Source organism: Pseudomonas sp., from assembly GCF_049590575.1.
GTDB lineage: Bacteria > Pseudomonadota > Gammaproteobacteria > Pseudomonadales > Pseudomonadaceae > Aquipseudomonas.
The window spans coordinates 48,793-75,295 of record NZ_JBAWDE010000444.1 but is presented as its reverse complement, the minus strand read 5'-3'; the positions used below and the strand labels follow the sequence as shown (position 1 = coordinate 75,295).

The 26,503-nt window shown below is 61.5% G+C and carries 24 protein-coding genes; 14 read left to right on the top strand and 10 right to left on the bottom strand.

Annotated features, from left to right (window positions below):
* Positions 1-81 precede the first annotated feature (81 nt).
* From WBR57_RS30720 to WBR57_RS30705, 4 genes are all read right to left on the bottom strand, one after another.
* Positions 82-1,122 (bottom strand): ABC transporter substrate-binding protein, encoded by a 1,041-nt coding sequence (locus WBR57_RS30720; RefSeq protein WP_424089433.1) that lies wholly within the window; start codon positions 1,120-1,122, stop codon positions 82-84.
* Between the two features lie 44 nt (positions 1,123-1,166).
* The gene (locus WBR57_RS30715) at positions 1,167-2,279 is read right to left on the bottom strand and encodes an ABC transporter ATP-binding protein (protein ID WP_424089430.1); all 1,113 of its coding nucleotides are present in this window, start codon (positions 2,277-2,279) and stop codon (positions 1,167-1,169) included.
* Positions 2,280-2,493: 214 nt separating this feature from the next.
* Complete coding sequence (locus WBR57_RS30710; RefSeq protein ID WP_424089428.1) at positions 2,494-3,123, bottom strand: response regulator; 630 nt, start codon at positions 3,121-3,123, stop codon at positions 2,494-2,496.
* Between the two features lie 18 nt (positions 3,124-3,141).
* Positions 3,142-5,136, bottom strand: coding sequence for a histidine kinase (locus tag WBR57_RS30705; RefSeq protein ID WP_424089426.1), 1,995 nt, complete (start codon positions 5,134-5,136; stop codon positions 3,142-3,144).
* A 77-nt stretch (positions 5,137-5,213) separates the two neighbouring features.
* Between WBR57_RS30705 and WBR57_RS30700 the strand changes: the two genes are divergently transcribed.
* Positions 5,214-6,188: an alpha/beta hydrolase family protein gene (locus WBR57_RS30700; protein WP_424089424.1), complete on the top strand. Its 975-nt coding sequence runs from the start codon at positions 5,214-5,216 to the stop codon at positions 6,186-6,188.
* Positions 6,189-6,331: 143 nt separating this feature from the next.
* On the opposite strand, the gene WBR57_RS30695 is transcribed toward WBR57_RS30700, so the two are convergent.
* The 3 genes from WBR57_RS30695 to WBR57_RS30685 are packed head-to-tail and all read right to left on the bottom strand — an operon-like array spanning position 6,332 to position 8,797.
* Positions 6,332-7,099: a TerB family tellurite resistance protein gene (locus tag WBR57_RS30695; RefSeq protein WP_424089422.1), complete on the bottom strand. Its 768-nt coding sequence runs from the start codon at positions 7,097-7,099 to the stop codon at positions 6,332-6,334.
* A gap of 1 nt (position 7,100) precedes the next feature.
* Entirely contained in the window at positions 7,101-7,775 is a 675-nt protein-coding gene (gene murU, locus WBR57_RS30690; RefSeq protein ID WP_424089420.1) for an N-acetylmuramate alpha-1-phosphate uridylyltransferase MurU, read from the bottom strand.
* On the bottom strand, positions 7,772-8,797 hold the full coding sequence (locus WBR57_RS30685) for an aminoglycoside phosphotransferase family protein (protein ID WP_424089416.1): 1,026 nt from the start codon (positions 8,795-8,797) through the stop codon (positions 7,772-7,774). The genes murU and WBR57_RS30685 overlap by 4 nt, the downstream gene beginning before the upstream one ends.
* A gap of 131 nt (positions 8,798-8,928) precedes the next feature.
* Here WBR57_RS30685 and WBR57_RS30680 point away from each other — a divergent pair, with 131 nt between their 5' ends.
* From WBR57_RS30680 to WBR57_RS30630, 11 genes are all read left to right on the top strand, one after another.
* Entirely contained in the window at positions 8,929-11,742 is a 2,814-nt protein-coding gene (locus WBR57_RS30680; RefSeq protein ID WP_424089415.1) for an LPS-assembly protein LptD, read from the top strand.
* Positions 11,717-13,057 carry a peptidylprolyl isomerase gene (locus WBR57_RS30675; RefSeq protein ID WP_424089413.1) on the top strand — a complete coding sequence of 447 codons (1,341 nt, stop codon included), beginning with the start codon at positions 11,717-11,719 and terminating at the stop codon, positions 13,055-13,057. Before WBR57_RS30680 ends, WBR57_RS30675 begins: the two co-directional genes overlap by 26 nt.
* Positions 13,054-14,043 (top strand): 4-hydroxythreonine-4-phosphate dehydrogenase PdxA, encoded by a 990-nt coding sequence (gene pdxA / locus WBR57_RS30670; protein ID WP_424089412.1) that lies wholly within the window; start codon positions 13,054-13,056, stop codon positions 14,041-14,043. The genes WBR57_RS30675 and pdxA overlap by 4 nt, the downstream gene beginning before the upstream one ends.
* The gene (gene rsmA / locus WBR57_RS30665) at positions 14,040-14,852 is read left to right on the top strand and encodes a 16S rRNA (adenine(1518)-N(6)/adenine(1519)-N(6))-dimethyltransferase RsmA (RefSeq protein WP_099585669.1); all 813 of its coding nucleotides are present in this window, start codon (positions 14,040-14,042) and stop codon (positions 14,850-14,852) included. Before pdxA ends, rsmA begins: the two co-directional genes overlap by 4 nt.
* A 106-nt stretch (positions 14,853-14,958) precedes the next feature.
* Entirely contained in the window at positions 14,959-15,339 is a 381-nt protein-coding gene (gene apaG / locus WBR57_RS30660; RefSeq protein ID WP_424089409.1) for a Co2+/Mg2+ efflux protein ApaG, read from the top strand.
* Positions 15,339-16,187, top strand: a complete 849-nt coding sequence (locus WBR57_RS30655; protein ID WP_424089407.1) for a symmetrical bis(5'-nucleosyl)-tetraphosphatase — start codon at positions 15,339-15,341, stop codon at positions 16,185-16,187. Before apaG ends, WBR57_RS30655 begins: the two co-directional genes overlap by 1 nt.
* A 9-nt stretch (positions 16,188-16,196) precedes the next feature.
* Positions 16,197-16,526 (top strand): thiosulfate sulfurtransferase GlpE, encoded by a 330-nt coding sequence (gene glpE, locus WBR57_RS30650; RefSeq protein WP_424089405.1) that lies wholly within the window; start codon positions 16,197-16,199, stop codon positions 16,524-16,526.
* A 284-nt stretch (positions 16,527-16,810) separates the two neighbouring features.
* Positions 16,811-18,733, top strand: a complete 1,923-nt coding sequence (locus tag WBR57_RS30645) for a PrkA family serine protein kinase (RefSeq protein WP_122542333.1) — start codon at positions 16,811-16,813, stop codon at positions 18,731-18,733.
* 113 nt (positions 18,734-18,846) lie between these two features.
* Positions 18,847-20,118, top strand: a complete 1,272-nt coding sequence (locus WBR57_RS30640) for a YeaH/YhbH family protein (RefSeq protein WP_017138057.1) — start codon at positions 18,847-18,849, stop codon at positions 20,116-20,118.
* On the top strand, positions 20,115-21,680 hold the full coding sequence (locus WBR57_RS30635) for a SpoVR family protein (protein WP_424089403.1): 1,566 nt from the start codon (positions 20,115-20,117) through the stop codon (positions 21,678-21,680). The genes WBR57_RS30640 and WBR57_RS30635 overlap by 4 nt, the downstream gene beginning before the upstream one ends.
* A gap of 63 nt (positions 21,681-21,743) precedes the next feature.
* Positions 21,744-22,973, top strand: coding sequence for a multifunctional CCA addition/repair protein (locus tag WBR57_RS30630; protein WP_424089401.1), 1,230 nt, complete (start codon positions 21,744-21,746; stop codon positions 22,971-22,973).
* A gap of 180 nt (positions 22,974-23,153) precedes the next feature.
* Here WBR57_RS30630 and folK read toward each other — a convergent pair whose 3' ends face one another.
* Positions 23,154-23,672 carry a 2-amino-4-hydroxy-6-hydroxymethyldihydropteridine diphosphokinase gene (gene folK, locus WBR57_RS30625; protein ID WP_424089399.1) on the bottom strand — a complete coding sequence of 173 codons (519 nt, stop codon included), beginning with the start codon at positions 23,670-23,672 and terminating at the stop codon, positions 23,154-23,156.
* A complete protein-coding gene (gene folB / locus WBR57_RS30620) occupies positions 23,663-24,016 on the bottom strand; it encodes a dihydroneopterin aldolase (RefSeq protein ID WP_424089397.1) in 354 nt (117 codons plus the stop codon). The genes folK and folB overlap by 10 nt, the downstream gene beginning before the upstream one ends.
* A gap of 72 nt (positions 24,017-24,088) precedes the next feature.
* On the opposite strand from folB, the gene plsY reads away from it, so the two are divergent.
* Complete coding sequence (gene plsY, locus WBR57_RS30615) at positions 24,089-24,658, top strand: glycerol-3-phosphate 1-O-acyltransferase PlsY (protein ID WP_122542323.1); 570 nt, start codon at positions 24,089-24,091, stop codon at positions 24,656-24,658.
* Between the two features lie 32 nt (positions 24,659-24,690).
* Here the strand turns inward: plsY and tsaD are convergent, their stop codons facing one another.
* Positions 24,691-25,716, bottom strand: coding sequence for a tRNA (adenosine(37)-N6)-threonylcarbamoyltransferase complex transferase subunit TsaD (gene tsaD / locus WBR57_RS30610; protein WP_424089395.1), 1,026 nt, complete (start codon positions 25,714-25,716; stop codon positions 24,691-24,693).
* A 203-nt stretch (positions 25,717-25,919) separates the two neighbouring features.
* Between tsaD and rpsU the strand changes: the two genes are divergently transcribed.
* A complete protein-coding gene (gene rpsU / locus WBR57_RS30605; protein ID WP_002551877.1) occupies positions 25,920-26,135 on the top strand; it encodes a 30S ribosomal protein S21 in 216 nt (71 codons plus the stop codon).
* Positions 26,136-26,503: the final 368 nt, after the last annotated feature.

The following is a 26,503-nucleotide window of genomic DNA, read 5'->3' as shown; positions in this document are numbered from 1 at the left end:
GTGTCAGTCGATGCAGGTGTTAACTGACCCACCGCATTCGCGAGCAAGCCCGCTCCCACATGGGCTTAGCGGCGTTGCTGGTTACTTGGCGGCCCAGGAGTTGAAGCGTTGCTCCAGTTGCTCGCCGTTATCCGCCCAGAAGCTCACGTCGATCTGCACCTGGTTGGCGATGTTCTCCGGCGTGGTCGGCATGTCCTTCAGCACGTCCTTGGCCAGCAGCGGCACAGCCTGGGTGTTGGCCGGGCCGTAGGCGATGTTTTCCGAGTAGATCTTCTGCTGCTGTGGCTGTACCGAGAAGGCGATGAATTTTTTCGCCGCTTCGGCGCGGTCCTTGGCCAGGCCTTTAGGGATGGCCCAGGCGTCGAAGTCGTAGATGCCGCCGTTCCACACCACTTTCAGGTTGCTTTCTTTCTGTACCGCGGCGATGCGGCCGTTGTAGGCCGAGCTCATCACTACGTCACCCGAGGCCAGGTACTGCGGCGGTTGTGCGCCGGCTTCCCACCACTGGATCGACGGCTTGAGTTCGTCGAGTTTCTTGAACGCGCGGTCCTGGCCATCTTTGCCGGCCAGCACTTTGTAGACGTCTTTCGGCGCTACGCCGTCGGCCATCAAAGCGAACTCCAGGGTGTACTTGGCGCCCTTGCGCAGGCCGCGTTTGCCCGGGAATTTCTTGGTGTCCCAGAAATCCGCCCAGCTGGTCGGCGCGCTGCTCAGCTTGTCGGCGTTGTAGGCCAGCACGGTCGACCATACAAAGAAGCCCACGCCGCACGGCTGGATCGCGCCTTTTACGTAGTCGGCGGTGTTGCCGAAGAGTTTCGGGTCCAGCGGCTCGAACATGTCTTCGTCGCAGCCGCGGGACAGCTCTGGCGACTCCACTTCCACCAGGTCCCAGGACACGCTCTTGGTGTCGACCATGGCCTTGACCTTGGCCATTTCACCGTTGTACTCGCCGGCGACGATCTTGCCGTTGCCCGCACTTTCCCACGGTGCGTAGAAGGCCTTGACCTGGGCCGCCTTGTTCGCGCCACCAAAGGACACGACCGTGAGGTCCGGGCCAGCCATGGCCTGGGTCGCGCCCATCAAGCTCAATGCCAGGACGGAATACTTCAAGGAACTCAACATTGTTGTTCTCTCCACGTGCAGGGTTGGTGAAGCCATGGGGGCGATCAATTCGCTTCTAGAAGTGGGTCGAGTGCGCGAACGTGCTCGACTTGCCAGCCAATCGGTACCACGTCGCCGACCGCCAGGGCTGGGTCCAGCTCGGCGATCGGTTGTTTCACAAAAAAATCGGCCTTGCCGCAGACTTCCAGGCGCACACGCACGTGGTCGCCCAGGTAGATAAATTCCGCCACCCGCCCGGAGAAGCGGTTGACGCAGCTTTCGCTGGAGCCATTCAGGCTGACGCGCTCGGGCCGTACCGACAGAGTGACCGGGCCGCCGATCTGGCCGACGTTCACCGCCAGCGCCTCGACCTTCTCGCCGCGCGCCAGCTCGACCACGCAACGCTCGCCGGTGTGGCTGTGCAGGCGCCCGTTGAGGCGATTGTTCTCGCCGATGAAGTTGGCGACAAAGGTATTCTTCGGTTCTTCGTACAGGGTGCGCGGCGCGGCGATCTGCTGGATCTCGCCCTGATGGAACACCGCCACGCGGTCGGACATGGTCAAGGCTTCGCCCTGGTCATGGGTCACGTACACCACCGTCACGCCGAGGCGCTGGTGCAGGTGTTTGATCTCCATCTGCATGTGTTCGCGCAGTTGTTTGTCGAGGGCGCCGAGGGGTTCGTCCATCAGCACCAATTGCGGCTCGAACACCAAGGCACGGGCGAGAGCCACGCGCTGCTGCTGGCCGCCGGAGAGTTGCGCCGGGTAGCGCTGGGCGAAGGCGTCGAGCTGGACCATGCTCAGCACGCGCTTGACCCGTTCGCTGACGTCGGTCTTGCTCAAACCGCGTACGGTCAGCGGGAAGGCCAGGTTCTCGGCGACGGTCATGTGCGGGAACAGCGCGTAGTTCTGGAACACCATGCCGATGTCGCGCTTGTGCGGCGGCACGTTGTTGATCGAGCGCCCGGCCAGCTGGATTTCACCGGCGGTCGGCGTTTCGAAGCCGGCCAGCATCATCAGGCTGGTGGTCTTGCCGGAACCGGAAGGCCCGAGCAGGGTGAGGAACTCGCCCTTGCGAATCTCCAGGTTGAGGTCTTTGACGATCAGGTTCTCGCCGTCGTAGCTCTTCTGCACGCCACGAAAGCTGACCAGCACATCATTTGAATCCACCTCGCTCATACCCGCACCTTTGTGTTTTGGACTGCTGTGGCACAAGCGTAGTCCAGGCGCGAGCCCCCGGAAATCGGGGGCCAGGAGAGAATCGCATCAGCCGGATGGAAGGTTGGGGGTAGGGATCGCCCTACACGGATGGCGGGAATGGAACAGTGCTCCCGCGCCAGGCGCCGGGGCTGGGTCCGGCACCGCTCAGAGGGGGTCGCAAACAGGCATGTCGCTAGAGAAGCTTGTGTTCCATGGCGTACTTCACCAGTTCCGCCAGGGAGGTGATATTGAGCTTTTGCATCAGCCGCGCCTTGTGCGTGCTGATGGTCTTGCTGCTCAGCGCCAGTTGCTGGGCGATGTCATTCACGTTGGCGCCCTGGGCCAGGCGTTCGAACACCGAGAATTCGCGCTCCGAGAGCAACGCGTGCAGCGGACGGCTGTCGGTCAGGCCGACCTCAAAGACCATGCGGTCGGCCAGGTCCGGGTCGATATAGCGCCCGCCGGCCGCGACCTTGCGAATCGCCGTGAGCAACAGCGCCGGGTCGCTGTCCTTGGTGGCATAACCCGCAGCGCCGACCTTCAAGGCACGCGCGGCCATTTGCGCCTCGTCGTGCATCGACAGCACCAGGATCGCCGGCGGATTGCTCAAGGCACGAATCCGCGCAATCGCCTCCAGGCCGTTGACGCCGGGCATCGAGATATCCAGCAACACCACCTCGCAGGGCACATGGCGCAAGGTCTCGAGCAACTGCTCGCCATTGCTCGCCTCGCCCACCACCAGCAGGTCTTTGGCCAGGCCGATCAATTGCTTGATGCCTTCTCTAACAATCGTGTGGTCTTCGGCTACCAGTACGCGAATCACAGGGGTTTCCTCTTGTCGTTATGCATCCAGCGGCACCGTGACACTCAGGGTGGTGCCTTCGCCCAATTGACTGTCCAGGCTCAGTTGCCCGCCCATGATCAGCACCCGTTCGCGCATGCCCACCAGGCCAAACGACGCCGAGCGCCCAGGCGCCTGGACAAAACCGACGCCGTCGTCACTGATGGTCAGCCGCAAGTCGCTGCCTTCGACCACCAGCGTCAGCTCGACAGTATGCGCCTGGGCATGGCGCATCACATTGGTCAGCGCTTCCTGCAGGATGCGGAACAGCCCGATGGCCTTGGCGTCACTCAGGGCCGGCAGATTTTCCGGCACCTGCACCAGGCAGGGGATTTGCGTGCGAGCTTCAAAACGCCGCGCCTGCCACTCGATGGCCGAGGCGATCCCGGCGTCGAGAATCGGCGGGCGCAACGCCGTGGCCACGTCGCGCACCAGTTGGAACAGCTGGGCGATCAGGCGCTTCATGCTGTTCAGGCGCTCGTGCAGGCCGGGGTCGAGCTGCGCATAGGCCAGCTCGCACATCGAGGTTTCCAGCTTGAGCACGGTGAGCATCTGCCCGAGTTCGTCGTGCACTTCACGGGCAATGCGCGCTTTTTCTTCTTCGCGCACGGTTTCCAGGTGGGCCGACAGCTCGCGCAGTTGCGCTTCACTTTGCAGCAAGGCGGCCAAGGTGCGGCGCAGCTCGGTGACGTCGTTGAGGTAGACCACCAGGTATTCGGCCTCGGCGAAGCGCAGAAAGCTCAGGGATACGTTGGTCGGCAACACGCTGCCATCCGCGCGCCGGCAATCGGTGGCGAAGTTCTGCGGGCCGTCCTCGCTGGCCCGCGCGCGTTTCCACAGGTTGAGCCAGCGGTCCATATCCAGGCTGGGGTCGAGGTCGACCAACGGCCGCTCGATCAGCGCGCCGGGGCCATAGCCGAGCATGCTCTCGGCCGCGCGGTTGGCGTAGCGCACGTGGCTGTCCCAGTTGACCCAGAGGATGCCGACGGTGCTTTGGTCGATGGAGAACTGGGTCAAACGCAGCGCTTGGGCACCGGCGGCGCGGGCGGCGCTTTCTTCGCGGGCCGCCAGCAGGTCATGCTCCAGCACGCGTTGCTGGCGACGTTGCCAGAACACAATGGCCAGGCTGGCGAGCAACAACAGGCTCAGCAGCAGGCTGAGGTTTTGCCACAGGCCGGGCGATTCGGTCAGGCGTGGGTATTTGGGCTGCAGCCAGCGGCTGTGCAGTTGGTCCAGGTCGCGGGCGGGGATGGCGCGCAAGGCGCTTTGCAGGATGCCCGCCAGTTCCGGCCAATCCCGCCGCGTGGCCACCCGCAGCAATTGCGGCAGGCCAATATCCCCCACCACTGCCAGCCCGGCGAACTCGGCCTCGCCGGACAACCGGCTCAATTGCGCCTCATCCACCACCGCATAGCGCGCCTGTTGGCTCACCAGCAATTGCAGGGCCTGGCGCTCCATGGGCACGCCTTGCAGATTGAGGCCGGGGTAGGTGGCGCGCAGGTAATCGGCCACGGCACTGGGCATGCGCACCGCAACGCGGGATAGTGCGTCGAGCTTTTCCAGGTCCACCGCGCCGCCGCCGTCACGGATGCCGACGATGTGCTGAGGCACGCGCATGTACGGGTCACTGAATAACCACAGGCGCAAACCGGCCGGGGTTTGTTGCAGGCCGGGGGCGATATCCACCTCGCCATCGCTCAGCGCGGCCTCCAGCTGTTCCTGATTGGGGAAATTACGCCAGGTCAGCTCGATATTCAGCGCCTTGCCCAGCCACTGCATCAACTCCACATTGGCCCCGGACAGACGCTGCAGGCGCCGGTCGTATTGCGCAAACGGCGCCTGCAACACCAGGCCCACGCGCAGCTCGGGGTGCCCGGCCAGCCATTCGCGCTGCGACGCAGAGAGCTGCGCCTGCGGTGCGGCGGGCGTTGGGGCGGCATTTGCGATCAAGGCAAAGCACATACAGCCGATAACCAGCAGACAGCGAAGACCCATGATCCACGTCTCACATCACTGACAAATACTGACCAACCCATTAGGCTGCTGGAATCACTTCTGGCCGGGAATTAACGATGCCCTTTATCCACCGTTCGGCACTGCCAGCATTGTGCCTGTCGCTGCTATTTACCAGCGCCTTTTCTGTTCAGGCCGCCGACGCACCCGCGCCCGCCGCCGAAAAACCGGTTGAACGCCAACCCCTGCCCGAGCGCAGCACGGAAGAAGCCAGTGCCCTGGAGCGCAAAATCCCGCAGCAGGAACAGCAACAGTTGCAGGCCGGCAGTGACTCATTCCTCGCCCTGTGGAAACCGGCCAACAGCGCCGAGCCCGAAGGCGTGGTGATTATTGTGCCTGGCGCTGGCGAAAATGCTGACTGGCCGCAAGCAATCGGCCCATTGCGGCGCAAGTTGCCGGATGCCAACTGGGGCACGCTCAGTCTGTCGCTGCCGGACACCAGCGTCGACACGCTGCCGCCGCGCGTCATGGAAGCGCCGAAGGCTACGGTAGACACCAGCAGCAAAGAGGCAAGCACCGCCGACAAACCGATCGAGCAAGCCGCCAGCGCCGAAGCCGAAGGCACTGACCCCGCAGTGGTGCCTGGCGCCGACGAGCAAGACAAGACCGACGCGTCGCGCATCTTTGCGCGCATCGATGCCGCCGTGGCCTTCGCGCAGACCCAAAGTGCACGCAGCGTGGTCCTTGTTGGCCATGGCACCGGTGCCTGGTGGGCGGCGCGTTATTTGAGCGAGAAGCAACCGTCCCAGGTCCAGAAATTCGTGATGGTCGCCGGTAAAACGCCGACTGCGCGCACGCCCGACCTGCAGCAACTGGCCCCGGCGCTGAAACTGCCCACGGCGGACGTCTTCTATCAAGACGCCGCCCAGGACCGCAAAAAGGCGCAGGAACGTGCCCAGGCCGCCAAGCGCGCGAAGAATGACGGCTACAAGCAGGTTTCGCTCAAGACCTTGCCCGGCAACAGCGCGGCCGAGCAGGAGCAGCTGTATCGCCGGGTTCGCGGCTGGCTGAGCCCGCAGGCCAACGCGGACTGAGTTGCACACGGCTAAACCAATGTGGGCGGCGGCTTGACCCTGCTGAGGGTGGGTCGGCTGATATTTGTGCTGACTGACACTCCGCTATCGGCGGCAAGCCCCCTCCCACACTGGATTGGGTTATCCCACTGCAATCGTGAACGTCAGCGAAAGTCCCGGCGCTCGCGAATCAGCGAATAGGCATTGTGCAGTTCGCGGGTGCGCTCGGTGGCTTCGCGCACCTGCGTGGGGGTGGCGCCACTGCCGGCGATCTTGTCCGGGTGGTGGCGGCTGAGCAGGCGGCGATAGGCGCGCTTGATCACCGACGGTTCGGAGGTAGCGGTGACGCCGAGCAAACGCAACGCATCCTGATAAGAACCGCCCCGGTTGACCAGCGGCTTGCGCTCCGGGGCAAAGTCAGCCGCCAACGCCTTGAGCTGTTGCGGCGTCCAGCCCAGCCATTTGCCCCACAGGTCGATCAGGTCGCGCTCGGCGTCGTCCGCCCTGCCGTCGGCCCAGACCATTCGCCAGCACGCACGCAACACACCTTCGGCCGCGTGCGGCTGGGCCTTGAGCACGCGCAAGTAGCTGCGCATCCGGTCCGAGCCGGACTTGCCGCGATTGAACGCCGCAATTGCCCGGCGCTGGGCCGAGTCAGTCATGTCCAGTGCGCGCATCTCCTGGCGCGCCTGCTGGATATGCCCGTCCACCACCCGGCCGTTGCTCTTGGCCAGACGCCCCAGCAACACAAACAACAGCTCGTCATTGCGCAGCGCCGGGCGCCCGCCCATGCGCTCGCGCAACTGCGCCCAACTCTGCAGCTGCAGGCGGCGATCCAGCGCCTGCCCCAACAGCGCACCCAACAAGGCCCCCGGAATACTGGCAATGGCAAAGCCAGCCCCGGCGCCTATCAGCGTCCCTGGCCACAACATGCTACTGCCCCGCTGTCAGCAGGGTTTCGACTTGCGCCAGGCGCTCCAGCGTGCCGACATCAATCCAGCGTCCCGCCATGTATTCCCCCGTTACCAGACCTTTCGCCATGGCCGCACGCAGCAGCGGCGCCAGCTTGAAGGCACCCGCGCTGCACCCCTCGAACAACTTGGGGTCGAGCACGGAAATGCCACTGAAGGTCAGGTTATCGGCACCGGGCGCCGCATCATGAAGCAAGCCCTGGTCAAGGTAGAAATCACCGCCCGACGGGTGATGCGCCGGGTTATCGACCATCACCAGGTGGGCCAGCCCCTGCAGCGGTTGTGTGAGCCGGTTGAAGTCGTAGTCGGTCCAGATATCGCCATTGACCACCAGGAACGGCTCATCGCCCAGCAACGGCAGGGCCTGGAAAATCCCGCCGCCGGTTTCCAGCGGCTCGCCTTCCGGGGAATAGCGGATGCGCACGCCAAACTGCGCACCATCGCCCAGGTAGGCCTCGATCTGCTGGCCGAGCCAGGCATGGTTGATCACGATATCGGTGAAACCGGCCTTGGCCAGCGCCTCCAGGTGATACTCGATCAGGCGCTTGCCACCGGCCTGCACCAGCGGCTTGGGCGTGTGCAAGGTCAGCGGGCGCATGCGCTCGCCCTTGCCGGCCGCCAGGATCATCGCCTTCATAAGTTGGCCTCGGCGGGTGGGCGCAGGCTGGTCAGCAGTTCAGCCAGCTCGTTCAACTCAGGGCGGTCGGCCAGCACTGCGTCTATATAAGCAAAGAAGCGCGGTACGTCGGCCAGGTAGCGTGGTTTGCCGTCGCGATGGCAGATGCGCGCGAAAATGCCGATGACCTTGAGGTGACGCTGCACGCCCATCAGGTCGCTGGCGCGCAGGAACTCGTCGAAATCGGCCTGGACCGGGATGCCCAGTGTGCCGGCACGCTCCCAGTAGCCGCGCTGCCATTCGCGCACGCGGGCCTGGGGCCAGCTGAGAAAGGCGTCCTTGAACAGGCAGGTGATGTCATACGTCACCGGGCCGTATACCGCGTCCTGGAAATCCAGCACGCCAGGGTTCGGCTCGCTGATCATCAGGTTGCGCGGCATATAGTCGCGATGCACCAGCACTTTGGGCTGTGCCAGGGCGCTGTCGATCAGGTGATCGCTGACGCGCTGCCAGAGTGCTTGCTGGTGTGTATCGAGTTCGATACCCAAGTGCCGACGCACGTACCATTCGGGAAACAATTCCAGCTCGCGGCGCAGCAGGGCCACGTCATAGCTGGGCAGCGGTGCGTCCATCGGCAATTGCTGAAACGCCAGCAAGGCATTGATGGCATCGGCAAACAATTGATCGGCGTTTTGCTCGTCAATCACGTCCAGATAGGTTTTTCTGCCCAGGTCATTGAGCAAAAGAAAGCCGCGCGGCAAATCTTCTGCATAAATTTTTGGAACATTTATTCCTGATTTTGCCAATAAATGGGCGATATCGACGAAAGGTTTGCAGTTTTCCTGGGGGGGCGGCGCGTCCATTACCACGAACGTACGACCGCCACCCTCCCAACGGAAATAGCGCCTGAAACTCGCGTCGCTGCTGGCCGCGGTCAATGTGGCCGGGGGTACGGCACCCCAGTCCTGAGCGTTGAAAAGGATCGGCAACTGCTCATCCAGCCAGACTTCCAGCTGTTGTAAACGTAGATCTTGCTCGGGCATTACAAGGGTCTCCGACGGCGCTAGCCGTCAAGCGGGTCATGCTTTATTATCACGCATCTTTTTCAGACCATCGAGAGGCGTGCGGCCCACCACCGCGGGCAGATGGCACGCAGGAAGCCCGGACTAATAAGATGGCATTGAAATCCCCCGCGTTTCGTAGAAAATTTCCGTTGCTGGTAACCGGCAGTCTGCTGGCCTTGCAACCCTTCGCCACCTCATTCGTGGTCGCCGCGGAACAGTATGACTGCTCAGTCTCTGCTTCGGGTGCCTGGGATTGCGCGCCGAAAACCGCCGCAGCCCCGTTGCCACCGCGCCCGGTGCATGACGGCGCAGCCGTCAGCTCGGCCACCAGCACGGCGCAGGCCGACACGGGTGGCAAAGCCGAGGCCGAGCCGAAGACCGCATTGGTCACCGATGCCAAGGGCCGTGGCCTGCGTTCGCGCAGTGCCGACTACAGCCACCTGGACTGGGTGCCACGCGACAAGCTGACCGCAGCCCAGTTGGCCGAAACCGGCCCTTACTGCGGCGGTGCGTACATCGAGCCGACTCGTCCTGGCATGAACGACAAGACGAACAAGAGCGATGCGCCCACCTTCATCGGCGCCAAGGCCTCGCGTTACGAGCAGGAACAACAAGTCGCAACCCTGGCCGGTGACGTCGTCATGCGCCAGGGCAGCATGCAGCTCGAGTCCGAGGAAGCCAGCCTGTACCAGGCTGAAAACCGCGGCGAGCTGAATGGCAATGTGCGCTTGCGCGACAACGGTGCCCTGATCGTCGGCGACCATGCCGAAGTCCAGCTGGACACCGGCGCGGCGCAGATCGACAACGCCGAGTACGTGCTGCACAAATCGCGTATCCGCGGTAACGCGCTGTACGCCAAGCGTGCCGAAAACGCGATCATCCGTCTCAAGGACGGTACGTACACCACCTGCGAGCCGGACAGCAACGCCTGGCAGCTCAAGGGCAACAACATCACGTTGAACCCGGCCACCGGTTTCGGTACGGCCACCAACGCGACGTTGCGGATCAAGAACATCCCGATCCTGTACACCCCTTACATCTATTTCCCGATCGACGACCGTCGTCAATCCGGCTTCCTGCCACCAAGCTTCAGCAGCGGCAGCGAAACCGGCTTCACCCTGGTTACGCCGTACTACTTCAACCTGGCGCCAAACTACGACGCCACGTTGTACCCGCAATACATGACCAAGCGCGGCATGATGATGGAAGGCGAATTCCGCTACCTCACCAAGTCCAGCGAAGGCCAGGTCGGCGGCGCGTACCTGAACGACGACAACGACGAACGCAAGCAGCAGACCGATTACGAAAAAACCCGCTACATGCTCAACTGGCAACACAGGGGCGGGCTGGATTCGCGTGTGGCGACCCAGGTCGACTACACCACGATCAGTGACCCTTACTTCTTCCAGGACCTCAAATCGAACCAGGAAGGCGTCGAGAGCCGGGACTACGTCAACCAGCAGGGTTCCGTGACTTATCGCGGCGACAGCTTCCAGGCGCGCCTGAACCTGCAAGCCTACCAGCTGGCAACGATCTCCCAGATCACCCCGTATGACCGCCTGCCGCAGATCACCTTCAACGGTCAGCTGCCATACCACCCAGGCGGCCTGAACTTCAGCTACGAGACCGAAGCCGTGCGCTTCGACCGCGACCTGGAGAACGGTACATTCAAGGACCAAGACGGTGTTGAATCCGCTCGTCTGGATACCTACGTACGTGGCCTGACCCGTGCGAACGGCACCCGTCTGAACGTCGCGCCAGCCGTCGAATACCCGATGAACTGGACCTACGGCTTTGTTACGCCGAAGCTCAAGTACGTCTACACCAAGTACGACCTGGACCTGGACAGCATCGGCAAGAACCAGATTATTGCTGATCAGGCTAACTCTATTGCAGCCGGCACTCAGTACGCAGGCGGCACCTTCAAGAGCTCCCAGGACCGTGCGGTTCCGGTGGCCAGCGTCGACAGCGGCCTGTACTTCGATCGCAACACCAACTGGTTCGGCACCAACTATCGCCAGACCCTTGAGCCGCGTGCGTTCTACCTGTACGTACCGAACAAGGACCAGGCTGATATCCCGGTATTCGACACCAGCGAGTACTCGTTCAGCTACGCATCGCTGTTCCGCGATAACCGCTTCAGCGGCTCCGACCGTATCGGCGATGAGAACAAGCTGTCCCTGGGCTTGACCAGCCGCTGGATCGAAGACAGCGGCTTCGAGCGCCAGCGCGTGTCCGTGGGCCAGGCGCTGTACTTCAAGGATCGTGAAGTGCAACTGCCGGGCATCCTGGCCGCCGACCGTGCCGACGCACAGTCCGATGTATCGCCGGTTGCCCTGGACTACGAGTACCGCTTCAACCGCGACTGGCGCGCCACTGCCGACTACAACTGGGACACCGAGGAACACAGCCCTCGTTCCGGCAGCGCGATGCTTCACTACCAGCCGGAAGACAACCCGAACAAGATCATCAACGTTGGTTATCGCTATCGTAACGACCAGGTCGTCTACAACCAGCTGACCGGCAAATGGCAGTTCGGCGGTGACTACGGCCAGCCAGGCGATCCGAACTTCGTGAAGGATTACTACAAAATCCAGCAACACGACTTCTCGATGATGTGGCCGATCATTCCACAGTGGAACCTGATCACCCGCTGGCAGTATGACTACGCTCGCAACCGTACCCTGGAAGCCTTCGGTGGTTTCGAGTACGACAACTGCTGCTGGAAACTGCGTGTCATCAACCGTTACTGGGTTTCCAACGACGAATACAGCCAGATCGCCCCGCTTAACGAAAAGGGTGACCACGGGCTCTTCCTGCAGATCGTCCTCAAAGGACTCGGCGGCCTGACCGGCGCCAAGGTAGAGAGCTTCCTCGACAAAGGCATTGAAGGTTATCGTGAACGTGAAGACCAAGCTTTCTGATTGTCTGCGCCCACTAGTGCTGGGCGCACTGTTCCTGGGTACCGCATCGGCTCACGCTGCGGTTCAAGAACTGGATAAAGTCGTGGCCATCGTCGATAACGACGTGATCATGCAGAGCCAACTGGACCAGCGCGTCAAGGAAGTGCAGCAAACCATCGCCAAGCGCGGCGGTGGCGTGCCCCCTACCAGCGTCCTGGACCAGCAGGTACTGGAGCGCCTGATCGTCGAAAACCTGCAACTGCAGATCGGCGATCGTTCCGGCATCCGTATTTCGGACGAAGAACTGAACCAGGCTGTGGGCACCATCGCCCAGCGCAACAACATGAGCATTGACCAGTTCCGCGCCGCCCTGGCCCACGACGGGTTGTCCTATGAGGACGCCCGTGACCAGATCCGCCGCGAAATGATCATCAGCCGTGTGCGTCAGCGCCGTGTGGCCGAACGGGTTCAGGTGTCCGAGCAGGAAGTGAAGAACTTCCTGGCCTCGGACCTGGGCAAGATGCAGCTTTCCGAAGAACTGCACTTGGCCAACATCCTGATTCCGACCCCGGACAGCGCCAACTCCGAGCAGCTCAATGCTGCCGCGGCCAAGACCCAGGCTATCTATGATCGTCTGAAGGCCGGTGCCGACTTCGCCCAGATGGCAATCGCCCAGTCCGGCAGCGATAACGCCCTCGAAGGCGGTGACATGGGCTGGCGTAAAGCCGCGCAACTGCCACCACCGTTTGACCGTGAGCTGAGCGCCATGGAAGTGGGTGGCATCACCCAGCCTGCGCGCACACCGGGTGGTTTCATCATCCTCAAGCTCCTGGAAAAACGCGGCGGCGAGACTTCGCTGAAGGATGAGGTGCACGTGCGCCACATCCTGGTCAAACCAAGCGAAATCCGCAGCGAAGCGCAAACCAAGGAACTGGCCCAGAAGATCTATGACCGCATCGAAAGCGGTGAAGACTTCGCCACCCTGGCCAAGAGTTTCTCGGAAGACCCGGGCTCCGCCCTCAACGGCGGCGACCTGAACTGGATCGACCCGAAAGCCCTGGTGCCGGAGTTCCAGCAGGTGATGGCCGACACCCCGCAAGGCGTGTTGTCCAAGCCGTTCAAGACCCAATATGGCTGGCACGTGCTGGAAGTCCTTGGCCGTCGCGCCACCGACAACACCAGCCAGGCCCGTGAGCAACAAGCACTGAACGTGCTGCGTAACCGCAAGTACGACGAAGAGCTGCAAACCTGGTTGCGTCAGATCCGTGACGAAGCCTATGTAGAGAACAAGCTGCCAGGCGCCGAGCAAACAGGCACCGACCAGGCAGTTCAGTGAAACCCCAGCGTTTCGCGGTAACACCCGGCGAGCCGGCCGGCATTGGTCCTGACCTGTGCCTGCTGCTCGCCTCGCAACCCCAGCCACACCCCCTGATTGCCATTACCAGCCGCGACCTGCTCCTTGAGCGGGCCGCGCAGCTGGGCGTGGCTGTCTCGTTGCTGGAGGTGGCGCCCGGCAACTGGCCGGACCTGCCCGCCCCTGCCGGCAGCCTGTATGTGTGGGATACCCCGCTGCACGCCAAAGTGGTGGCCGGGCAACTGAACAAAGCCAATGCGGCGTTTGTGCTGGAAACCCTGACCCGCGCGGGCCAGGGCTGCATCGACGGCGACTTCGCCGGCATGATCACCGCCCCGGTGCACAAGGGCGTGATCAATGAGTCCGGTATCGCCTTCTCCGGGCATACCGAATTCCTTGCCGAACTGACCCACACCGAACAAGTCGTAATGATGCTGGCCACCCGCGGCCTGCGGGTCGCCCTGGTGACCACGCACCTGCCGCTGCGTGAAATTGCCGACGCCATCACCGCCGAGCGTGTAGAGCGCGTGACGCGCATCCTGCACGCCGACCTGCAACACAAATTCGGCATTGCCCAACCGCGTATCCTGGTCTGTGGGCTCAACCCCCACGCCGGTGAAGGCGGCCATTTGGGCCATGAAGAAATCGACATCATCGAACCCACCCTGGAGCGTCTGCGCCAAGAAGGCATGGACCTGCGTGGCCCACTGCCGGCGGACACTCTGTTTACCCCCAAATATCTGGAGCACTGCGACGCAGTGCTGGCGATGTACCATGACCAGGGGCTGCCGGTGCTTAAATACAAAGGCTTCGGCGCCGCCGTCAACGTGACACTGGGCCTGCCGATCATCCGCACCTCCGTCGACCATGGCACTGCCCTGGACCTGGCTGGCAGCGGCAAGATCGACACCGGCAGCCTGCACGTGGCCCTGGAAACTGCCTATCAGATGGCCGAGACCCGTATATGACCGAGCATTACCAACACCGGGCGCGCAAGCGTTTCGGGCAAAACTTCCTGCACGACGCTGGCGTGATCGACCGCATCCTGCGTTCCATCCATGCCAAGCCCGAAGACCGTCTGCTGGAAATCGGCCCGGGTCAGGGTGCGCTGACCCAAGGCCTGCTGGCCAGCGGCGGCCAACTGGACGTGGTGGAGCTGGACAAGGACCTGATCCCGATCCTCAACCAGCAGTTCGCCGGCAAATCCAACTTCAACCTGCATCAGGGTGATGCGCTGAAGTTCGACTTCAACAGCCTCAACGCCGCGCCCAACAGCCTGCGTGTGGTGGGTAACCTGCCGTACAACATCTCTACGCCGCTGATTTTCCACCTGCTGAACAACGCCGGGATCATCCGCGACATGCACTTCATGCTGCAAAAAGAAGTGGTAGAGCGCCTGGCTGCCGGACCTGGCGGCGGTGACTGGGGCCGCCTGTCGATCATGGTTCAATACCACTGCCGCGTAGAGCATCTGTTCAACGTGGGCCCTGGCGCGTTCAACCCGCCGCCAAAGGTCGACTCGGCCATCGTGCGCCTGGTGCCTCACGCCGTGCTGCCGCACCCGGCCAAGGATCACAAACTGCTCGAGCGCGTGGTACGCGAAGCGTTCAACCAGCGCCGCAAGACCCTGCGCAATACGCTCAAGGCGCTGCTGAGCAACGCCGAGATCGAAGCCGCCGGCGTCGACGGCAGCCTGCGCCCCGAGCAACTGGACCTGGCGGCGTTCGTGCGCCTGGCCGACCAGCTCGCCATCCAGCCAGCGCCAGCCGCCGACTAAAGCCTGCCAGGCATGGGCCAGACAGCATGTCTGGCCTAGTGCCCACCTCTTGGCCTAGACTGATCCGCATCTGCTGTCCTCCGCTTTTGCTTTTAAGGCCTCTTGCATGTCCGATCCTCGCTACCAGATCGACGTCAGCGTCGTCACCCGCTTCCTGGCGGACCAATCGCAACCTGAACAGAACCGCTTCGCCTTTGCCTACACCATCACGGTGAAAAACAACGGGCTGGTGCCGGCCAAGCTGCTGTCGCGCCACTGGGTAATCACCGACGGCGACGGCCAGGTCGAGGAAGTGCGCGGCGCTGGGGTGGTTGGCCAGCAACCGTTGATCGACGCCGGCGCCAGCCATACCTACAGCAGCGGCACGGTGATGACCTCCAAGGTCGGCACCATGCAAGGCTCGTATCAGATGAAAGCCACCGACGGCCAGCTGTTCGACGCCGTCATCGCGCCCTTCCGCCTGGCGGTGCCCGGAGCCCTGCACTGATGGCGACGTACGCGGTCGGTGACCTGCAAGGCTGCCTGGCCCCCCTCAAGTGCCTGCTCGAACGGGTCGCTTTCGACCCAGCGAACGACCGCCTGTGGCTGGTGGGCGACCTGGTCAACCGCGGCCCCGAGTCCCTGGAAACCCTGCGCTTTCTTTATAAGATGCGCGACTCACTGGTGTGCGTACTGGGCAACCACGACCTGCACCTGCTCGCCGCCGCCAGTAACATCGAGCGTCTGAAAAAGGGCGATACGCTGCGGGAAATCCTCGAAGCGCCCGATTGCGCCGAGCTGCTTGATTGGGTACGCCGGCAAAAGATCATGCACTACGACGCAGGCCGCGACATGGCGCTGGTGCATGCGGGCATCCCGCCCCAGTGGACACTGAAAAAAGCCCTCAAGTGCGCCGCCGAAGTCGAGCGCGCGCTGGCCGATGACAGCCTGTACACCACCTACCTCGACGGCATGTACGGCAACGAGCCGGTGAAGTGGGACAACGACCTCACCGGTGTCGCCCGCCTGCGCGTGATCACCAACTACTTCACGCGCATGCGCTTCTGCACCGCCGAAGGCAAGCTGGACCTCAAAAGCAAGGAAGGCGCCGACACCGCGCTGCCCGGCTACAAACCCTGGTTCGCCCACAAGGAACGCAAGACCCGAGGCACGAAGATCATCTTCGGCCACTGGGCAGCCCTCGAAGGCAAGTGTGACGAACCCGGCGTGTTCGCCCTCGACACCGGCTGCGTGTGGGGCGGCGCTATGACCCTGATGAACATCGACACTGGCGAGCGCCTGAGCTGCGAGTGCGAATCCCCCCTTCCCGTCACACTGCCGGCCGCCAAGCCGTAGGAGCCCGCCATGAGCGAATTCAAACGCATCCCTCCCGAACAAGCCCAGGCCCTGCGCGAGCAAGGCGCGGTGGTGGTTGATATCCGCGATCAACCCACCTATGCAGCAGCTCACATCAGCGGCGCGCAGCATTTGGACAACCACAACATTCAAGACTTCATCCGCGCCGCCGACCTCGACGCGCCGGTGATCGTGGCCTGCTACCACGGCAACTCCAGCCAGAGCGCGGCGGCGTACCTGATCAGCCAGGGCTTCTCCGACGTCTATAGCCTGGATGGCGGCTTTGAGCTGTGGCGTGCGACCTTTCCTGCGGAAATTGCTTCAGGCGATTCGCAATAATTTTTTTCACACCCCGCTACCCCGCGTGACGCTTGGGCTCGCGCCGATTCTGACGAACGGCGCAGCCAAACTAATTGCGCATCGCGCCTTGACCTCCCGGATTCCGAACTATCCTTAAGCGCAGGCCATCCGAATCAGGGGAGAGCCGGTACACCGGCGTGCGGGTCATCGGTAACGTTTCAGGGTGTTTGGGGGGAAACGGCCATTGGTTGATCACCAATGACTGCCAGCATCGACTGATTGACCCTGCGTCGGCTCCACGTATCGAGCGAGGTGACGACGTCATGAGTATCTTTAGCCACTTCCAACAACGCTTCGCGTCCACACAGCAGGAAGAACTCACGCTGCAAGAGTATCTCGAGCTGTGCAAACAGGACCGCAGCACCTACGCGTCTGCCGCCGAACGCCTGCTCTTGGCGATTGGCGAGCCGGAGCTGGTGGAAACCGCGAATAATTCGCGCCTGTCGCGAATCTTTTCCAACAAGGTGATCCGCCGCTATCCGGCCTTTGAAGACTTCCACGGAATGGAAGAATGCATTGACCAGATCGTCTCTTACTTCCGCCATGCCGCCCAAGGCCTGGAAGAGAAGAAACAGATCCTCTACCTGCTGGGTCCCGTCGGCGGCGGTAAATCGTCCCTGGCCGAAAAACTCAAACAATTGATCGAGAAGGTGCCCTTCTACGCGATCAAGGGCTCACCGGTCTTCGAGTCGCCCCTGGGCCTGTTCAACGCCACGGAAGATGGCGCGATTCTCGAAGAAGACTTCGGCATCCCACGGCGCTACCTCAACACCATCATGTCGCCCTGGGCCACCAAGCGCCTGGCGGAGTTTGGCGGGGACATCAGCCAGTTCCGCGTGGTGAAACTCTATCCGTCGATCCTCAACCAGATCGGCGTGGCCAAGACTGAACCTGGGGACGAGAACAACCAGGATATTTCGGCACTGGTGGGCAAGGTCGATATCCGCAAACTGGAGGAATACCCACAGAACGATGCCGACGCCTACAGCTACTCGGGCGCGCTGTGCCGGGCCAACCAGGGCCTGATGGAGTTCGTGGAAATGTTCAAGGCGCCGATCAAGGTGCTGCACCCATTGCTCACCGCGACCCAGGAAGGCAACTACAACAGTACCGAAGGCCTTGGGGCGATTCCGTTCACCGGGATCCTGCTGGCCCACTCCAACGAATCGGAATGGCACACCTTCCGCAACAACAAGAACAACGAAGCCTTCATCGACCGGATCTACATCGTCAAGGTGCCGTACTGCCTGCGGGTCAGCGACGAAATCAAGATCTACGACAAGCTGCTGTTCAACAGCTCGCTGGCCAAGGCTCATTGCGCGCCTGACACCCTGAAGATGCTCGCGCAGTTCACCGTGCTGTCACGCCTCAAGGAGCCGGAAAACTCGAACATCTATTCGAAGATGCGCGTGTACGACGGCGAAAACCTCAAGGACACCGATCCCAAGGCCAAGTCGATCCAGGAATACCGTGACACGGCAGGCGTGGATGAGGGCATGAACGGCCTTTCCACTCGTTTTGCGTTCAAGATCCTCTCCAAAGTCTTCAACTTCGACCCCCACGAAATCGCCGCCAACCCGGTGCATTTGCTGTATGTGCTGGAACAGCAGATCGAACAGGAGCAATTCCAGGCCGAAACCCGCGAGCGCTACCTGCGCTTCCTCAAGGAATACCTGGCGCCGCGCTACATCGAGTTTATCGGCAAGGAAATCCAGACCGCGTACCTGGAGTCCTACAGCGAGTACGGCCAGAACATCTTCGACCGCTATGTGCTGTACGCCGACTTCTGGATTCAGGACCAGGAATACCGCGACCCGGAAACCGGCGAAATCCTCAACCGCGTGGCCCTCAACGAGGAGCTGGAAAAGATCGAAAAACCCGCAGGCATCAGCAATCCGAAGGATTTCCGCAACGAAATCGTCAACTTCGTGCTGCGCGCCCGCGCCAACAACAACGGCAAGAACCCTACCTGGCTCAGCTACGAGAAGCTGCGGGTGGTCATCGAGAAGAAAATGTTCTCCAACACCGAGGACCTGCTGCCGGTCATCAGCTTCAACGCCAAGGCCAGCAAGGAGGATCAGCAAAAACACAACGACTTCGTCACACGAATGGTCGAGCGCGGCTACACCGACAAACAGGTACGGCTGCTCTCCGAGTGGTACCTGCGGGTTCGTAAATCACAGTAAGGCAGCGACGAGCTCAGGCTGCCAGGCTATTGGCCTGGCAGCTGACCGCTTGTCTCTAAGCTTCCAGCTCGCGGCTTGAAGCTTGTAACGTGAAGCTGCCCGGAGGGCTCCCCATGAGCTATGTGATCGACCGACGCCTCAATGGCAAGAACAAGAGCACGGTAAACCGCCAGCGTTTCCTGCGGCGTTACCGTGACCACATCAAAAAGGCGGTTGAAGAGGCCGTCAGCCGCCGTTCCATTACCGACATGGAACATGGCGAACAAATCAGTATTCCTGGGCGCGACATTGACGAACCGGTGCTGCACCACGGCCGCGGCGGCAAACAGACGGTCGTGCATCCGGGTAACAAAGAATTCACCACCGGCGAACATATCCAGCGCCCCCAAGGCGGTGGCGGCGGTAAAGGCCCCGGCAAGGCGGGCAATTCCGGCGAAGGCATGGATGAGTTCGTGTTCCAGATCACCCAGGAAGAATTCCTCGAATTCATGTTCGAGGACCTGGAGCTGCCCAACCTGGTCAAGCGCAACCTGACCGGCACCGACACCTTCAAAACCGTGCGCGCCGGGATCAGCAACGAGGGCAACCCGTCGCGGATCAACATCATCCGCACCCTGCGCTCGGCCCATGCCCGGCGCATCGCCCTGTCCGGCAGCAGCCGCGCCAAACTGAAGGAAGCCAAGGAAGAGTTGGCGCGCCTCAAGCGTGAAGAACCGGACAACTTCGGTGATATCCAGCAAATCGAGGCAGAAATCGAGAAGCTCAGCGCGCGCATTCACCGTGTGCCGTTCCTCGACACCTTCGACCTCAAGTACAACCTGCTGGTCAAGCAACCCAACCCCAGCTCCAAGGCTGTGATGTTCTGCCTGATGGACGTGTCCGGCTCGATGACCCAGGCCACCAAGGATATCGCCAAGCGCTTCTTCATCCTGCTGTACCTGTTCCTGAAGCGCAATTACGACAAGATCGATGTGGTGTTCATCCGCCATCACACCAGCGCGCGCGAGGTCGACGAGGAAGAGTTCTTCTATTCACGGGAAACTGGCGGCACCATCGTCTCCAGCGCGTTGAAGCTGATGCAGGAGATCATGGCCGAGCGTTACCCGGCCAATGAGTGGAATATCTACGCGGCCCAAGCGTCTGACGGCGACAACTGGAACGACGACTCGCCGATCTGCCGCGACATCCTGATCAACCAGATCATGCCGTTCGTGCAGTACTACACCTACGTCGAAATCACCCCTCGTGAGCACCAGGCCCTGTGGTTCGAATACGAGCGCATCGGCGAAGCCTTTGCCGACACGTTCGCCCAGCAGCAACTGGTCTCGGCCGGCGATATCTACCCGGTCTTCCGTGAACTCTTCCAGCGCAGGTTAGTGACATGACCGCCAAAAAAGAGCATAAGCGCCAACCCATCTCCACAGGGTCCGAGTGGACCTTTGAACTGATCCAGGCCTACGACCGGGAAATCAGCCGCATCGCGGCGGGTTATGCCCTGGATACCTACCCTAACCAGATCGAAGTGATCACCGCCGAACAGATGATGGACGCCTACGCCTCCGTCGGCATGCCCTTGGGTTATCATCATTGGTCCTACGGCAAGCACTTCCTTAGCACCGAAAAGTCCTACACCCGAGGCCAGATGGGCCTGGCCTACGAGATCGTGATCAACTCCGACCCGTGCATCGCCTACCTGATGGAAGAAAACACCATCTGCATGCAGGCGCTGGTGGTGGCCCATGCCTGCTATGGGCACAACAGCTTTTTCAAGGGCAACTACCTGTTCCGCACCTGGACGGACGCCAGTTCGATCATCGATTACCTGGTGTTCGCCAAGCAGTACATCATGCAATGCGAAGAGCGCCACGGCATCGATGCGGTCGAAGACCTGCTCGACTCCTGCCATGCGTTGATGAACTACGGAGTCGACCGCTACAAACGTCCATACCCGATTTCCGCCGAGGAAGAACGCTTGCGCCAGAAGGAGCGCGAGGAACACCTGCAGAAGCAGATCAACGACCTGTGGCGCACCATCCCTAAAAAAGCCGGGAAAAACAGCGACAAGGACAATGCGCGCTTCCCCGCCGAACCTCAGGAAAATATCCTGTATTTTCTGGAAAAGCACGCGCCTCTGCTGGAACCTTGGCAACGCGAGATCGTGCGGATCGTGCGCAAGATCGCCCAGTACTTTTACCCACAGCGCCAGACCCAGGTGATGAACGAAGGCTGGGCGACGTTCTGGCACTACACCCTGATGAACGACCTGTACGACGAAGGCCTAGTCACCGACGGTTTCATGATGGAGTTCCTCACGTCCCACACCAGTGTGGTATTCCAACCCGGCTTTGACAGCCCCTATTACAGCGGCATCAACCCCTACGCCCTGGGCTTCGCCATGTACCGCGACATTCGGCGCATGTGCGAACACCCCACCGAGGAGGATCGCCGCTGGTTCCCGGAAATCGCCGGCAGCGATTGGCTGTCGACCATCAAGTTCGCCATGAGCAGCTTCAAGGACGAGAGCTTTATCCTGCAGTACCTGTCACCCCAGGTCATCCGCGACCTCAAGCTGTTCAGCATCATGGACGATGACCTCAAGGACGACCTGCTGGTACCGGCCATCCATGACGAGCCCGGCTACCGCACCATCCGCGAAACCCTGGCGGCGCAGTACAACCTGGGCAACCGCGAACCCAACGTGCAGATCTACAGCATCGACGTGCGCGGCGACCGCTCGCTGACCCTGCGTCACCAGCAGCACGACCGCAAACCCCTGGGCGAATCCACCGAGGAAGTGCTCAAGCACCTGCATCGGCTGTGGGGGTTCGACATCCATCTGGAGACCCTGCAAGGCGATCAGGTCATGAAAACCCACCATGTTCCGCCGCGCAGCGATCACAACGACGGCGACTACGGCCGCCTGGACCTGGCCGTCGTACACCTCTGAAACAGCAAAGCCTCCATTGGTCAGGCGCAGGCGTTATCCTGTGCCGCTAATGGAGGCTTTTTCATGAAAATCTACAAAGTCGGCGGCGCTGTACGTGACCGCCTGCTGGGCATCAAGGTGACCGACATCGATCGCGTCGTCGTCGGCGCAACCACCGAAGAGATGCTCGCCAAGGGCTATAAGCCAGTGGGCGCTGACTTCCCGGTATTCCTCGATCCAAACAACGGCGATGAGTACGCGCTCGCCCGTACCGAGCGCAAAAGCGGCCGGGGTTACGGTGGCTTTGTGTTTCACGCCAGCCCCGAGGTGACCCTGGACGAGGACCTGATTCGGCGCGACCTGACGATCAACGCCATGGCCGAAGACGATGACGGCAATCTGACCGATCCCTACGATGGCCAGCGCGATCTGCAAGCGCGCATCTTGCGCCACGTTTCACCCGCCTTCGCCGAAGATCCCCTGCGAGTGCTGCGCGTTGCACGCTTCGCCGCGCGTTACGCTCACCTGGGTTTTACGGTAGCCCCCGAGACGCTGGAGCTGATGCGCCAGCTCAGCGAATCCGGCGAGTTGGAGGCCCTAACGCCTGAGCGCAGCTGGAAGGAAATTTCCCGCGCATTGATGGAAGATCAGCCTCAGGTATTTATTCAGGTTTTGCGCGATTGCGACGCCTTGAAAACCCTGATGCCGGAAGTGAACGCGCTGTTCGGCGTGCCACAGCCCGAGGCCCACCACCCGGAGATCGACACCGGGGTGCACACCCTCAGCGTGCTGGAACAGGCGGCTTTACATAAGCAGCCATTGACCGTGCGCTGGGCCTGCTTGCTGCATGACGTGGGCAAGAGCCTGACGCCTGTGGATAAGTTACCGCAGCATATTGCCCACGAGCACCGGGGCTTGACGCTGATAAAACAAGTGAACGAACGGTTCAAAGTGCCCAAGGACTGCCAGGAACTGGCGCTTCTGGTCGGCCAGTATCACACCCATGGCCATCGCGCCCTCGAGCTGAAAGCCTCGACGCTGCTGGAGTTGCTGCAGAGTTTCGACGTTTATCGACGGCCGCAGCGTTTTGAAGAGTTTGTGGTGAGTTGCGAAATGGACGCCCGGGGCCGCAAAGGGCTCGAGCAAAGAAGTTATCCACAAGCGGATTATTTACGCGGCGCAGCGACGGTTGCGCGCGAAGTGGCGGTGGCTCCCCTGCTGGAGAAAGGCTTCAAAGGCCCAGCGCTGGGCGAGGCGCTAAAACGCGAACGGCTCAATGCGCTGAAAGCTTATAAGCAACAGCACAGCCTGTAGACGCCAGCCTTTGTGGCAAGCGGGCTTGCACCATTGCCATTCAGTCAAGCGCATAACGTGTGGGAGCGGGCTTGCCCGCGAAGACGTCCGCCCAGCAAACATCTATGTTGACTGAACCACCGCTTTCGCGGGCAAGCCCGCTCCCACATTTGTAACCGGTCAAGCCAAGAGGATCGGCGGCTAGAGCAGATCCGCCGGGGTGAGTGGCTGGCCCCGCCATTCGAAGCCGACAGGCGCCAGCACCTGGTCAATCTGCGCATTGCGCCACAGCTCCGCCAGGGTCTTGCCGGCCTCAGGATGCACGCGGTCGGGCGCCATCAATGACAATGGCCACAACACAAAGGCGTTTTTCAGGATCTCCGCGCGCGGCAGGATCAAGCCGTCGAAATTGCCCACAAGGTCGCCATACAACAGCACATCGATATCCAGTGGCAGGCCTTTACGGTCCGGCGCATACCGACCGTTATCGGCCTCGATGAACTTGAGCCGACGATCCAATTCCATCAACGGCAAATCGGTATAGGCCGACACCACCAGATTGAAGAACAGCCCGCTCTTGATGCCCACCGGCTGGCTTTCGAATACCGCCGAACAGCGCATATCCGTCAAGAACCCCGCCAGCGCATCAAGGCCAGCGCACAAATGAGTCTCGCGCTCGATATTGCTGCCAAGGCCAAGGTAAACCTGAGTTAGCGACATCCGCGCTCGATCTCCACGCCCACGCCTTTGGCAGCCGGGACGGCTCCGGGCTTGGTCAACTTGAGGTGCAGCCAGGGAATCTGGAACTCACTCATCAGCACTTCGGCCAGACGCTCGGCAAAGGTCTCCACCAGTTGGTACTGGGATTGCTCGGCAAAGGCCTGGATACGCGTGGACACGCTGGCGTAATCCAGTGCCAGGGTCAGGTCATCACCGGTCGCAGCCGGTCGGTTGTCCCAGGCGAAGCTCAGGTCCAGGCGCAGGCATTGCTTGATGCCGCGCTCCCAGTCGTAGGCCCCGATCACGGTGTCGACTTCCAGGCCTTCGATAAACACTCTGTCCAAGCTCTTCTCCGCAGCACGACAAGGGCGCGATGCCCCGTTAGAATCAGGGCGTCCTCGCCCGGAATAGTTAGCATGTTTTGGTCACTGGCGATCTTCGCCTACCTGCTCGGCTCGCTGTCCTTCGCCATTTTGCTCAGCCGCCTGACGGGAAACCCCGACCCGCGAATGAGTGGCTCAGGCAATGCCGGCGCCACCAATATGTTGCGCCTGGCCGGCAAGAAGCTCGCCGTACTCACGCTGCTGGGCGACGTCTGCAAGGGCCTGTTGCCCGTGCTGATCGCCAGCCTCGCCGGCCTTTCCCTGCAACAGCAGGCCTGGGTAGGCGTGTGCGCGGTCCTGGGCCATCTGTTTCCGTTGTACTTCCGCTTTCGCGGTGGCAAAGGTGTTGCCACGGCGGCCGGCATGCTGCTGGGGATCTACCCGCCAGCGGCGCTGCTGGCCGTTCTCGCCTGGTTGCTGACGTTCTACCTGACCCGCACCAGCTCGCTGGCCGCACTGATCGCCACCCCGCTCACCCTGCCGCTGCTGGCTTGGCAGGAACCGGCGGCGCTGCTGCCGATGAGCGTGCTCACGCTGTTGATTGTCTGGCGCCACCGGGGCAATTTACGCGACCTGTTTGCCGGGCGCGAACGGCATTTTTAAATCCGTTCGATGAGCCCGGCTCACGTTGCGGCTCACAGCGGTGACAATTGCTCCATCGGCCAGCGTGCCTGCACGCTGATCGCCAGGCTTTCATGTTGCCCGGCCTGCAAACGCTGGCAACCGGCATAGGCGATCATCGCGCCATTGTCGGTGCAGAACTCCGGCCGCGCGTAGAACACGTCGCCTTGCATATCGCCGAGCATTTTCTCCAGTGAAGCACGCAAGGCCTTGTTGGCGCTGACGCCGCCTGCGATCACCAGGCGCTTCATGCCCGCCTGTTTCAGGGCGCGCTTGCACTTGATGGTCAAAGTCTCCACCACGGCCTGCTGGAACGCCAGCGCGATGTCGCAACGGGCTTGCTCACTGTCGTCCCCGGCGCTGACGCTGTGCTGCCAGGTGTTCAGCGCAGAAGTTTTCAAACCGCTGAAGCTGAACATCAGGCCCGGCCGGTCGCACATCGGGCGCGGGAAGGTGTAGCGGCCCGGCGTGCCTTTTTCGGCGAGGCGGGCGATTTCCGGGCCACCCGGATAATTGAGGCCCATCATCTTCGCAGTCTTGTCGAATGCTTCGCCCGCAGCGTCATCCAGGGACTCACCCAACAGCGTGTATTGACCGATCCCATCGACCTGAACCAGCTGCGTATGGCCGCCCGAAACCAACAAAGCGACGAACGGGAACTGCGGCGGTGTTTTTTCCAGCATCGGCGCCAGTAAATGGCCTTCCATATGGTGCACACCCAGGGCCGGAATGCCCCAGGCAAAGGCCAGCGCCTGGGCGCAAGAGGCCCCAACCAGCAGGGCTCCGACCAATCCGGGGCCGGCCGTGTAGGCAATCGCATCGATCTCGGTCGGCACGCAGCCGGCCTCGTCCAGCACCTGGCGAATCAACGGCAGCATGCGCTTGACGTGATCACGGCTGGCGAGCTCCGGCACCACCCCGCCATACGCGCGGTGCAGGTCGATCTGACTGAACAGTGCATCGGCCAAAAGCCCGCGTTCACTGTCGTAAAGTGCGACACCGGTTTCGTCGCAGGAGGTTTCAAGTCCCAGTACTAGCATGGGTTTGCGCCTTGTAGAGGCTGAATTCGAAGGCGCGCATAATAGTCGCCGCTCCCCCTCCCGACTAGCGGTTTTCGATCAGAGGCTTTGCATTCCGGGCAATGAGGGGTTAACATCCGCAACCCTTAAAAACCGACGACCTCAGCCGCGAATTTTTTGCGACGAGAACGTTGATTCCCGGTAATGAAAGAAGGTAGCTCTGGATGCCAGCCGTCAAAGTAAAAGAGAACGAACCCTTCGACGTAGCTCTGCGTCGTTTCAAGCGCTCCTGCGAAAAAGCCGGTGTTCTGGCTGAAGTTCGTAGCCGCGAATTTTATGAGAAGCCAACTTCTGAGCGTAAGCGTAAAGCAGCAGCCGCTGTTAAGCGTCACGCCAAGAAAGTTCAGCGCGAACAGCGCCGCGCCGTTCGTCTGTACTAATACACAGACGTTCGTAGCAAGCTTCTGCCAAGCCCGGCCCTCAGCCGGGCTGTTGGCATTTGCGGATATCGCTTGATGCTTCACCGTTGATGCCGCACATGCGACTGAAACGAACTGCTTCACACGTCAGGACTGGCTTTTCTGCCAGCGGTGCGCGTCTCTTCTGACGAGCCTAACAAGGCTACTGACGAGCACACTCATTTTTCAACCAGCCGATCTTCAGGTCGACTGTGCCCAACGACGAGCTTCCGAGGCCACCACTGGCCAAGACCGGACGCCTGGGGCAACATTTCCAAGCCGAAAACTGACCTTGAACTAACGTCAGTGATTATTCGGCAGATACACTTCCTGACAACCCAAGCAGACGC